9 protein-coding genes and 2 riboswitches are annotated in these 10,905 nt (G+C 66.4%); of the genes, 2 read left to right on the top strand and 7 right to left on the bottom strand.

Translation table 11 applies throughout. The annotated features are described in order from the left end of the window. Positions 1-7 precede the first annotated feature (7 nt). Entirely contained in the window at positions 8-1,048 is a 1,041-nt protein-coding gene (locus JQ617_RS25830; protein ID WP_212028777.1) for a Bug family tripartite tricarboxylate transporter substrate binding protein, read from the top strand. Between the two features lie 26 nt (positions 1,049-1,074). On the opposite strand, the gene hydA is transcribed toward JQ617_RS25830, so the two are convergent. The 4 genes from hydA to JQ617_RS25850 form a co-directional block, all read right to left on the bottom strand. Next, a complete protein-coding gene (gene hydA / locus JQ617_RS25835) occupies positions 1,075-2,535 on the bottom strand; it encodes a dihydropyrimidinase (RefSeq protein ID WP_212028778.1) in 1,461 nt (486 codons plus the stop codon). Then, positions 2,496-3,236, bottom strand: coding sequence for a maleate cis-trans isomerase family protein (locus JQ617_RS25840; RefSeq protein WP_212028779.1), 741 nt, complete (start codon positions 3,234-3,236; stop codon positions 2,496-2,498). Before JQ617_RS25840 ends, hydA begins: the two co-directional genes overlap by 40 nt. A 120-nt stretch (positions 3,237-3,356) precedes the next feature. After that, entirely contained in the window at positions 3,357-4,778 is a 1,422-nt protein-coding gene (locus JQ617_RS25845) for a PepSY domain-containing protein (RefSeq protein WP_212028780.1), read from the bottom strand. A gap of 12 nt (positions 4,779-4,790) precedes the next feature. Then, the gene (locus tag JQ617_RS25850) at positions 4,791-7,154 is read right to left on the bottom strand and encodes a TonB-dependent receptor (protein ID WP_212028781.1); all 2,364 of its coding nucleotides are present in this window, start codon (positions 7,152-7,154) and stop codon (positions 4,791-4,793) included. Between the two features lie 115 nt (positions 7,155-7,269). Further along, a riboswitch (cobalamin riboswitch) is annotated at positions 7,270-7,471 on the bottom strand. Positions 7,472-7,543: 72 nt separating this feature from the next. Here JQ617_RS25850 and JQ617_RS25855 point away from each other — a divergent pair. Then, entirely contained in the window at positions 7,544-8,116 is a 573-nt protein-coding gene (locus tag JQ617_RS25855; protein WP_212028782.1) for a histidine phosphatase family protein, read from the top strand. On the opposite strand, the gene cobT is transcribed toward JQ617_RS25855, so the two are convergent. From cobT to JQ617_RS25870, 3 genes are read right to left on the bottom strand one after another with little or no spacing between them, the layout of a single operon-like run. Beyond that, on the bottom strand, positions 8,097-9,161 hold the full coding sequence (gene cobT, locus JQ617_RS25860) for a nicotinate-nucleotide--dimethylbenzimidazole phosphoribosyltransferase (protein ID WP_212028783.1): 1,065 nt from the start codon (positions 9,159-9,161) through the stop codon (positions 8,097-8,099). The genes JQ617_RS25855 and cobT overlap by 20 nt on opposite strands. 10 nt (positions 9,162-9,171) lie before the next feature. Next, positions 9,172-9,921 (bottom strand): precorrin-6A synthase (deacetylating), encoded by a 750-nt coding sequence (gene cobF, locus JQ617_RS25865; RefSeq protein ID WP_212028784.1) that lies wholly within the window; start codon positions 9,919-9,921, stop codon positions 9,172-9,174. 39 nt (positions 9,922-9,960) lie between these two features. Then, positions 9,961-10,638, bottom strand: coding sequence for an energy-coupling factor ABC transporter permease (locus JQ617_RS25870; protein ID WP_063694320.1), 678 nt, complete (start codon positions 10,636-10,638; stop codon positions 9,961-9,963). Between the two features lie 37 nt (positions 10,639-10,675). Beyond that, positions 10,676-10,895, bottom strand: a riboswitch (cobalamin riboswitch). Between the last annotated feature and the right edge of the window lie 10 nt (positions 10,896-10,905).

A 10,905-nucleotide genomic window follows, 5' to 3' on the forward strand; every position in this document is an offset into this window, starting at 1 on the left:
GTCCGAGATGGCACGGTCCGGTCGCAGCAAGCTCACTCTCACCGCACAGGAGCAGAGTGAGGGATTTCACCTCGACCGCCGGTCGCTGCTCTCGCTCGGCGCGGGCGCCGCTCTCGCCGTCACCGGTCTGCGCCCCGCATACGCGCAGGACTACCCAGCCCGCCCCGTGCAGGTGCTCGTGCCCTTTGCCGGCGGCAGCGCCAGCGACGTGATCACGCGCATCCTGCTCAACCGCATGTCCACGTCGCTCGGGCAGGCCTTCGTGGTCGACAACCGTCCCGGCGCCGGCGGCAATATCGGCACCGCGGCCGCCGCACATGCGGCCTCCGACGGCTACACCTTGCTGATGAGCACCTCCGGCCCGCTGGCCGCGAACAAGTCGCTCTACAAGGAGCTACCTTACGATCCGTTGAAGGATCTCGCCCCGATCGGGCTGTTCGCGACCATGCCCAATGTCATCGTGATCAATTCAAAACTGCCGCCGAAATCGCTGGCCGAGCTGATCGACTACGCCAAGGGGCACCCGCGCGAGCTGAACTACGGCACGGTCGGCGTCGGCTCGTCGCAGCATTTGTCGGCCGCCTATTTCGAACAGCTCACGGGCACCGAGCTCACCCACGTTCCCTACCGCAACATCGCTGCCTACACACCGGATTTCATCGCAGGCCAGGTGCCGCTCGGCTTTCAGCTGCTGCCGAACGTGCTCGGCCTGATCAAGAGCGGCGATGCGCGCCCGCTCGCGGTGGCCAGCGACAAGCGCATGACGGCGCTGCCTGACGTGCCGACCGCGGCCGAGGCCGGCCTGAAGAATTACGAGAGCGCGGCCTGGCTCGCGCTGCTCGCGCCGGCGAACACCGACAAGGCCGTGGTCGACAAGCTCTACAAGGCGATGGTCGAAGCCGCGAACGATCCGAAAGTGCGCAGCCTCTTCGTCGAGCAGGGCGCCGAACCGCTGGTGATGGACCCAAAGGGCCTGACCGATTACATGACCGCCGAGACCACGAAATGGGCCGGGATCATCAAGAAGATCGGCATCGAGCCGATGTGATCCGTCACATCGTATCGATGTGACGATCAGACCAGGCTCGACTTGCCGCGGCTCAGCACCTCGCCCGCGCCCTTGTCGCCGACGATCCTGCCCTGCTCGTACACCACGCGTCCCCGCGCGATGGTGGTGACGGGCCAGCCGGTGACGTCAAAGCCTTCCCACGGCGTGTAGTCGGAGCCGTGGTGCAGATCGGCCTGCTGAATTGTCTTTGTCAGCTTCGGATCCCACAGCGCGATGTCGGCATCGAAGCCGACGCCGATCGAGCCCTTGCGCGGGTAGAGGCCATAGATGCGGGCGTGGTTCGTCGCGGTCAGCTCGACGAACTTCTGCAGGGTGATGCGGCCCTTCGAGACGCCCTCCGAGAACAGGATCGGCAGCCGGGTCTCGACGCCGGGAATGCCGTTCGGCACCCAGCGGAACGAGGTGCGCGCATTCGGCGTCAGCTTGCCCTTGGGATCGTCATAGCGGAACGGGCAATGGTCGGACGAGAAGGTCTGGAACACGCCCGTCATGATGCCCTCCCAGATCGCCTGCTGGCTCTCGGCATCGCGCGGCGGCGGCGAGCAGACATACTTCGCCCCTGTGATGTCCATATTCAGGCCCTTCATGTCGTCGGCCGTCAGCGTGATGTATTGCGGGCAGGTTTCCGCATGCACCGGTAATCCGCGCTGCTGCGCCCATCGCACCTGCTCCATGGCCTCGCGGCCGGAGACATGCACGATCATGATGGGCACGCCGATCACTTCGGCATGGCTGATGGCGCGATGCGTCGCCTCACGCTCGACCGCCTGAGGCCGCGAGGTGCCGTGATAATAGGGCGCGATGTGCCCCTCGCGCTCGAGCTTGCTGGTGAGGAAGCGGATGGCGTCGTAGCCCTCGCAATGGACCATGACCAGCGCCTCCTCGCGGCGCGCGACCTCGAACACCTCGAGCAGCTGCTTGTCGCTGAGCACAAGGTCGTCATAGGTCATGAACACCTTGAACGAGGTGTAGCCGTCCTTGACCAGCGCCGGAAGCTCCTGCCCGAGCACGACCGCGGTCGGATCGGAGATGATGAGGTGGAAGGCGGTGTCGATATAGCATTCGCCCTCGGCGAGCTTGCGGTAGTTCTCGACGCAGGTGCGCAGCGACGTCCCCTTCTCCTGCAGCGCAAAGGGCAGCACCATGGTGTTGCCGCCGGCGGCCGCCGCGCGCGTCGCCGAGGCGAAGTCGTCGGCCATGACCACGTCGGGGCCTGAGGCTTGCGAGATGTGGACGTGGCTGTCGATGCCGCCCGGCAGCGCCAGCAGGCCCGTCGCGTCGATCTCGCGCGCCGCGCCCTCGATGCGCTCGGCGATGCCAACGATGCGGCCGTCGCGAATGCCGATATCGGCGCGGAACTCGTCGCTGGCCGTCACGATAGTGCCGCCGCGAATGGCGAGATCGAGCTGCGTCACTGATGTCTCCGTCACTTGATGGCCGCTGATGTCTGGAAGATCCGGCCCCATCGCGCAAGCGCACGGATGTCGCCGCCGGCGAGACCAAGCGTCCGCCACAGCGTGACCGCGACCGAGTCGAGCACGGCGATGTCCAATTCCCGTTCGAGCGAGGCGGCCAGCGCGGCGCCGTCGAGATTGGTGCAGAGAATGACGACGGCGTCCGCGCCCTCCGCTGCCACGGCGCGGATCATGTCCGCGATCACCGCAGGCTCGACCTCTCCGAAGGAGAAATTGTCGCGCAATCCCAGGTGCCGCTCCGCGTGCGGGGCGATCCCCTCCCCGGCCCAGACATCGGCGATGCGCCGCTGCACGTCATCAGTATAGGGCGAGACCAGGCCGACGCGTTTGGCGCCGAGCGCGCGGGCGGCATCGATGCAGGCCAGCGTCGACGTCGTCGCCGGCACTCCCGTGAGCGCCGTGATCGCCTCGCACAGGCTCCGGTCGCGGCCGATGCCAAGCCAGCTTGCGGAGGTGCCGTTCCAAGCGATCGCATCGACCTTGGCGTCCGCCAGCAGGTCCGCCGCCGGCAGCATCACCGAGGCATCGAATTGGTTCAGCGCCGCTGCATCGAGTGCGATCTCGGTGACGCGGAAGCGCGAGAAATGGGCGGTGACACCGTCAATATTGGCGAGCATGGCGCTGGTGACGGGCTCCAACACCGAATTGGAGGACGGCGTGATCATACCAAGGCGCTTGCGCTGAATTGACATCGATCACGATCGTCCCGTTGGGAGCACGCACCGCTGCGCCCCTCAGACGATCATCCTCGCCTGCCCCTGGCCGCGCAACCCGGATTTTGCATGGTGTATATGATTTGTCCGACCCACGGCTCAAGCCGCGAAGGTCGAGCGCAAACGCCGCCAACCGATGACGATGCCGGTGACCGAAAATAGCAGGCCGAGCGCGCAGAGGCCGACGACCACGACATCGCGCAGACGCGGATGCGCCATGAGAACGGGAAAATCGAGCGTGTGAAGCGCAGTGTAGAACCAGCGATAGGCCCGCCGCGAGCCATCCAGTCTCTGCAGCACGCTGCCGTCGGCACCGTCGACATCGAACCAGACATCGCCGCACCGGGAACGGTAGACCGGCGTCCCGGGAGCAGCGGATTGCGCGGGATAGTCGTCGTGATCGGCAATAACGGAGGGCAAGCCGCAGCCTGACGCCAGCCGCGTCGCCATACTAGCGACCTCCTGTGCGCCGAGGTCCGGCGACTCCGCGCCGTCTGGCCGCACCACAACCTGCCTGTCGACACTGATCCGCTCGCGTCGATGGAGATTGCCGCCGAAAGCGAGCCATTCGACCTCGCGGGCTTCGGGCGAGATGGGATTTTGATCGAGCGGCAGAGCCGTGCGCCAATCCGGCGCGGCGTACACCACGCCGGCTTCCGCCGTGGTCAACTGGCCGCGCGAGAACAGCCGGCCATGATCCATCGAAAGCCAGCCGCTGAAGATCCAGGTCAGCACAAAGACGGTCGCCACGAGACCGGTAATGTGATGCAGGGCGTGCCAGCCCCGAAAAGGCGACGACGGCCGGCTTCCCTGCATCTTCACCCGCACGATCCCGAGCACCGCGCCCAGCAACGCCGCGACCAGGGCCAGCAGCGACAGGGTCCAGACCACGCGATCCCAGAGCTGCCAATGGCTTCGCAGCACCGTCGGATAGATCCAGTGCAGGACGCTGCCGACAAGGTTCCATCCCCGCTCGCTCCGGGTGGTATCCAGAACGACTTCCCCTGTTAGCGACGAGACGTAGATCTCCGTTCCGGCGGGATCGCCGAGCGCAACGCGAAACAGTGGCCGATGGCGATCAAAGCCGTTCGGGACGCTCCATTGATCGTAGTCCGCAAGCGCAACGACGGCCGCATGCGCGGCATCGAGCCCGCGCTGGCGGGCATGATCCCGTGCGATGGCGAGCGCGACCTCGGGCGAGCGCACCGATGCGTCCTGGCCGTCGGTGGCACGAACCGCGCGCATGCGCGACGGTCCGGTCACGATGGCGACCAGCCCGTCGCTCCGCTGAACCAGCCGCACGCGCGTAGCGTCGGTGATGCCGCTGGCTGATACCGCGTCGGCAACCGTCACTGTGACCCGCGCACGATCCACCGGCGCCAGTCCGGCGATCCGCTCCGCTTCCGTCAATGACGGAAACGGAACGAAGTGCATCACGATTCCGCTCGCGAACCACATCGCGAACAGGAGGCAGAACGCGATCCCGAGCCAGCGATGCAGCAGGACGATCGCGCCCATCATGCGGTCAGCGCCCTACCATTTGAACGCGGCCGAGAGCTCGTAGGTGCGCGGCGCACCCAGCAGGATCTGATCGGGATAGAACGGATCGCCCCAGATCGCGTAGCGCTTGTCGGCGATGTTGCGCACCCGGAAGGTCAGGCGGGCCTGATCGACCGCATTGAACACAGCCTTGGGGATGTCGACGAAGGCATAGACATCGGCCACCGTGTACGCCTTCATCGTCACGACGTTGGCGTCGGTGTTGTAGCGGTCGCCGACATGGCGGCCGGCGATGCCGACTTCCACCGGCCAGGGCGTGAAGAAGCGCCAGGACGCGCCGGCATTCGCAACGATACGCGGCACATTCGGCGGCGTGTTGCCGGAGAACGAGCCGCCGACGAAATTAAAGTCGGCATAGCGCGCATCGACATAGGCGATGTTGCCCCAGAGACGCAGCGGATCAATCGGACGCACCGCGGCGGCGAGTTCGACGCCCTTCGACTCCTGACGCCCGGCGATGTTGAGCAGCATGCCGCCGGCCGCGGCATAGACGTTCTTGCGCTGGATGTCATAGGCCGAGAACGACCACTCCGCCCGGTTGTCCCAGAACAGATGCTTGACACCGGTCTCATAGGTGCGCGCGGTCGTCAGGTCGAGCGGCTGGGTGGGCAAGAGCAGGAAGATGTTGTTGGCCGAGACGTCCGCGCCGGTGGCGTACTGGCTGAAGAAGGTCAGGCCAGGCACGGCCTCCCAGGTGTAGCCGATGCGGCCGGTCACGGGCGCCCAGTCCTTCGTGTAGGGAAAGCCCACTTTCTCCAGTCCGTTCTTGTCGGTCGAATTGCGGTCGAGCCCGATATGCTCGACGCGCAAGCCGCCGACCAGCGCAAAGGTCCGGGTCAGCTTCAGCCGGTCCTCGAACGACAGCGCCTCGTTGTCGATCCGCGCGGTCTGCTGCTGCGTCGTGAGCAGGCCGTAGAAGCCGCGATCGGGATTGACCAGCGACACGGAGTCGCCCGGAAAATTCGCCGCGCCCGGCCGGACGAAGTCGAGATAGCTCGTCGACAGCGTCGTGACCAGCCGGTTGTCGAAGCCCGCGATGTTCGTGTCCCAGATCAGGTCGGTGATGTTGCCGACCAGCCGCTGGCTGTGCGCGACATAGAAGCGCTCGCGATCGACGAGGTTGGTCCCGGAGTTGAACGCCTCGATCTCGTTGTTGAACCAATTGCGCTCTGCGCCGTATCCATAGGCCTGGCTCTTCAGCGTCAGGTCGGGCGCGAGCTTCAGCTCGAAGCCGCCGCGCAGCCAGACCTCCTGTCCGACGTTGCGGTTGTCGAGGACGTTGTAATTAGTGTTGAAGGTCCGGTCGTCGATGGTGACCGCACCGAGATTGGTTCCGTTGTAGTTCGAGACGTAATTGCCGGAGACGATCCCGCTCGTGGCATGCGAGCCGCTGAAGGCGACCGGCACCAGCGGCGCACCCCAATAGGCCTTGCCGCGATCCTCGCGGTACTCGATCGCGCCCCAGACCTTGAGGTTGTCGGAGATGCGGTAGTTGAGCTGGCCCGAGACGTCGAGCGTCTTGGTGTAGGTGTCGTCGACAAAGCCGTTGAGCGAGGAGCGGCTGATGTCGAAGCGGTAATCGAGCCCCTGAACATTGGTACTGCCGCCGGAGCCGTAATGCGTGCGGAACGAGTTCAGGGAGTCGTAGGAGAACTCGGCCTCGTTGCGGATCGCGCCGGTGTGCGGCTGCTTGGTGACGAAATTGATCGAGCCGCCGGCGGCGCCCTCGCCCGACATCAGCGAGGCCGGACCCTTCAGGAATTCCACGGCTTCCAGATTGGCCGTGTCCATGATCCGCGAGGTCATGTTCTGCGGGCCGATCTTGATGCCGTTGTAGAGCGTGTTGATCTGGCTGTTGGTGAAGCCGCGCATCGAGAAGCCAGCCGGCTCCCCGGGAGCATCGCCGGAGGTGACGCCGACGGCACCCTGCGCGACCTCGGACACGGTGCGATAGCCCTGCTCGCGCATGGTTTGGGCCGAGATCACTTCGACGGTCGCGGGTATCTCGCGCACGGTCAGGCCAAGGCGCGAGGCGCTCTCGGCGACCGCGTTGCTGTTGAGCGGCGTTTGCAATTGTCCCGGCCCGGCCGCGCCCGGCACCGCCGGTTTTGGAGCGGCCGTTGCCGTTGCAGACCGGCGCGGCGCCACGCGGCGGGCGCTCTGCGCGTCCCTGCCGGCGGGCTTGGCCTGCTTGCGGGACTGGGCGGGCGACACCTCGACCCGCGGCAGCGGTTCGCGGACCTGTTGGGCCAGCGCGGCGGGAATAGTGACAAATGACGTGAGAGCGGCGGATGCGAGCAGAACGCTGCGCGGTCTCGTGGTACGGATGGAAGACACGGTCTTGGACCTCGGTATGACGTCAGTGGCACGTCACAGCGAACGAGGTCTCATCCTGGGCTTGTCAGCCTTCCGATGAAGCCGAATGTCTGTACTCCCCGACCGACATCTTCGCGTGTGACCACGGCTGACGGCAGGTCTCCTGGCTCGCGGGTCATTACCGCTTCGTCGCCTTCCCGGGACCGAGGACCCAGTGGCTTCTGACGAAGGATTATCCGCTCACAGTTGCGGGGGCAGCCACGGCATTGGGGACAATGTCCCCGCACCGCATTCCCTTTTCATCCCCTTTCGGGGAAACCGTCTCGAGCATCTAGGATTACGATCAAGACAGAGTCAATGTGCAAGCTGCGGCGTTATTGCCACAGCTACCAACTTCCCTGGAGATAAGCATGGAAGGCGAGACCTTCCTCTGGCTGGTTCGGCATGCCCCCGTGGATGGCATCAAGGGGACGATCCACGCCGCCGACGCGCCGGCCGACCTCGGCGATCGCGCGCAGCTGGAGGCGTTGCGGCAGCGCTTGCCGCCCGATGCGGCAAGCTTTGCGAGCCCCTCGCGGCGCACGGTCGAAACAGCCCGCGCGCTCGGGCTCGAGCCTGAGTTGATGGAGGAATTCGGCGAGCAGCACTTTGGCGACTGGACCGGCCGCAGGCACGATGAGCTAGCCGCGACCGGAGGCGAGACTTACGCGCACTTCTGGAGCGATCCGGCGCGCGGACGGCCGCCGGGCGGCGAAAGCTTCGAGGACCAGGTCGCGCGCGTCCGGCTGGGCCTGTCGCGGATCGGCCCCGGCTCCGCGATGCTCGTCGTCCATTCCGGCACCATTCGCGCCGCGCTGTGCATCGCGCTGGACCTCACACCGGAAGCGGCGCTGCGCTTCGTGATCGATCCGCTGTCGCTGACCCGGATCGACCGGCTCGCGAACGGATGGCGCGTCGTCTCCGTCAACCAGCGGATCCGCTAGGCCGGTCAGGTACATTGGCCTGCGCGAAGGTCGCCATGCCGTTGTGGAGCGCGCAGGCCGCGCGCACCAGCGGCAGCGCGATCGCGGCGCCCGATCCCTCGCCGAGCCTGAGGTCGAGGCTGATCAGCGGCTGCACGTTGAGTGCACGCAGCACGAGACGGTGCCCCTGCTCCGCCGACTGATGCGACGGCAGCAGGAACGGCTGGCACGACGGATTGAGCCGCGCAGCCGCGAGCGCCGCGACCGACACGATGAAGCCGTCGATCAGCACGGGGATGCGGGCCTGCGCAGCCGCGATGATGGCGCCCGAGATCGCCGCGATCTCGAGGCCGCCGACGGCACACAGGATCTTTTCGGCCGACGCGCCCGCAACGCCATGACGCGCGATCGCGGTGTCGATCACACGCGCCTTGTGCGCGCGGCCGGCTGCATCGATGCCGGTGCCGCTGCCCGCGATCTCCTCGGCACTGACACCGAGCAGGCTTGAGGCGATCGCCGCGGAGGCGGTGGTGTTGCCGATGCCCATCTCGCCGAAGATGAGCAGATCAGGCTGATGGGCCTCTGCGCGCGTGACTGCGCGCTGGCCGGCTTCGAAGGCGAACGCCAGTTCCTCAGGCGTGAGTGCGGCCTCGACGCTGAAATCGCGCGCGCCGTTGCGCGGCTTGTCGGTGATGACTCCCGCCATCGCCTGTTCGGCCAGCGAGCCGGCGTCGACGACGTCAAGATTTGAGCCCAGCTCGCGCGCGAGCACCGAGATCGCGGCGCCGCCCGAGGCGAAATTCGCCATCATCGCGATGGTCACGGCTTGCGGATAGGCCGAGACGCCCTGCGCGACGATGCCGTGGTCGCCGGCAAAGACGATGATCGGCACGCGCGCCGCACGCGGTTGTTCAGTCGCCTGCAGGCCGGCAAGTTCGATCGCGAGTTGCTCGAGCCGGCCGAGCGCGCCGGTCGGTTTTGTCAGTTGCGCTTGCCGCGTGATCGCCGCGTCGCGATGGGCGGCGGAGATCTCGGGGCATTCCTGGGTGACCCATTCGGGGAGCATGCTGCCTCGCTTACGGCCTGCGCTTGAGAATGTAGCTGTCCATGATCCAGCCGTGGCGTTCGCGTGACGCCTGCCGCAGCGCGACGATGCGCGGGCCGGCATCAGCGAGCGCGCCGGACAGGATGATCTGATCGGACATGCCGAGATAGGCGCCCCACCAGATCTGAAGCCCTTCCGGATCGAGCGACTGGAACGCCGTGCCGCCGTCGAGCATCACGACCACCGTGTCGACGCCCTGCGGCCAGCCACCATCCCGGAGGCGACGGCCTGTCGTGACCAGAAAGGGCTCGCCGATGTCGTTGAGCGGCAGCGCATGGGCCGCGCACAGCGCCTGGATCGAGGTGATGCCGGGCACGACCTCGATCCTGGGTAAGGGATCGAGCCGCCGCGCGATGCGTAGCGAGGAATCGTACAGCGACGGATCGCCCCAGATCAGCAGCGCGATCTTGCCGTCGCCTGGGAGATGGCTTGCGATTGTCTGCGACCATGCGGCTGCGACCGCATCGTGCCAATCGTCCACGCCTTTCCGGTAGTCCGCTTCGCCCGCGTCGCGCACGGGGAGATCGAACTCGGCAATGCGAGGCTTGTCGTTGGTGAGAACATCCGCGCAGATCGTCCGCCTGAGATCGGCGAGATCGGACTTGGCGCTGCCCTTGCGCGGGATCAGGACGAGATCGGCCGCGTTGATCGCATCGATCGCGGCACGCGTCAGCTGCCGGGGATCGCCGCAACCGATGCCGATCAGGGAGAGCGTGAGCATCGGGCGTGTGGGGCGGCCTTTGCGGCCGCCCCTGATCTCTTAGGCTGCGTTATGCAGGCGCGGGGTGACGAGGCCCGGCGCGGTGACACCGCGCAGCGACTTCGCCAGCGCCAGCACCGCGAGATCGGCCAGCGGCTCGATCACGATGACCAGCGCGTAGGACGCCGCAAACGTCGCGATGTTGGCGAGGTTGCTCATGGCAAAACCCGAGCCATAGAGCGCCCAGAACGCCACCCAGCCGATCACGCCGGCCTGATAGGTCGTCGAGAGCGCCAGCGCCTGGCGGTACTTCAGATCGACATAGGCGGTGTTGCGCGAAATGATCCGCGAGGCGATCGCGTGGATGCCGAACAGCGGCACCAGCAGCGTCGTGACGTTCATGCCGTATTGCGGGATGTCGGCGGGCTCGAAGAACACACCCTGGAGCAGCAGGCCAAATGCAAGGCCGAGCGCCGCGGGCGCCGCGCCAAACAGCAGGAACAAGGTCGAGCCGAGAATGAAGTGCACTTCGGAGACGCCGACCGGGAAGTGCGGCAGGATCTCGAAGAAGGTGAAGACCAGCGCGGTGGTCGCAAGCGTCCGCACGGCGAGCGAGCCGAAGCCCTGCTCGCGCACGGTCTCGACCGCGAGCTTCAAGGCGACGCCGCCTGCGGCGATGCCGGTTGCGTAACTCAACACGAGCTTGGCGCCCGTCACGATTCCGGGTTCGATATGCATGGCTCAGTTCCTTCCTGCCGTCACACCCGACGGCCTTGGCCTCAAAACATGCACGGCCGGTCTCCTGGCTCGCGGTTCACTGGGGTTCTCCGGCCTTCCCGAGCCTTGCGGCCCAGTGGCTGATCGGAGCCCCTCACCGCTTACAGTCGCGGGGGCGGCTGGGGTTTTGGGCGCCGCAACTGGGTCCGCCCATCCCCATTCCCGATTATGCTCCGGCGCTTTGCGCCGTGTCGAGCACCATGCCCATCCTGTGTGCCTGTTTCGTCC

Source organism: Bradyrhizobium sp. KB893862 SZCCT0404 (assembly GCF_018130885.1).
GTDB lineage: Bacteria > Pseudomonadota > Alphaproteobacteria > Rhizobiales > Xanthobacteraceae > Bradyrhizobium > Bradyrhizobium stylosanthis.

What these genes read in the sequence shown, in the direction of transcription:
- JQ617_RS25830 (WP_212028777.1), top strand. Translation starts at nt 8, where the DNA reads ATGGCACGGTCCGGTCGCAGCAAGCTCACTCTCACCGCACAGGAGCAG.
- hydA (WP_212028778.1), bottom strand. Translation starts at nt 2,535, where the DNA reads ATGGGGCCGGATCTTCCAGACATCAGCGGCCATCAAGTGACGGAGACA.
- JQ617_RS25840 (WP_212028779.1), bottom strand. Translation starts at nt 3,236, where the DNA reads ATGTCAATTCAGCGCAAGCGCCTTGGTATGATCACGCCGTCCTCCAAT.
- JQ617_RS25845 (WP_212028780.1), bottom strand. Translation starts at nt 4,778, where the DNA reads ATGATGGGCGCGATCGTCCTGCTGCATCGCTGGCTCGGGATCGCGTTC.
- JQ617_RS25855 (WP_212028782.1), top strand. Translation starts at nt 7,544, where the DNA reads ATGGAAGGCGAGACCTTCCTCTGGCTGGTTCGGCATGCCCCCGTGGAT.
- cobT (WP_212028783.1), bottom strand. Translation starts at nt 9,161, where the DNA reads ATGCTCCCCGAATGGGTCACCCAGGAATGCCCCGAGATCTCCGCCGCC.
- cobF (WP_212028784.1), bottom strand. Translation starts at nt 9,921, where the DNA reads ATGCTCACGCTCTCCCTGATCGGCATCGGTTGCGGCGATCCCCGGCAG.
- JQ617_RS25870 (WP_063694320.1), bottom strand. Translation starts at nt 10,638, where the DNA reads ATGCATATCGAACCCGGAATCGTGACGGGCGCCAAGCTCGTGTTGAGT.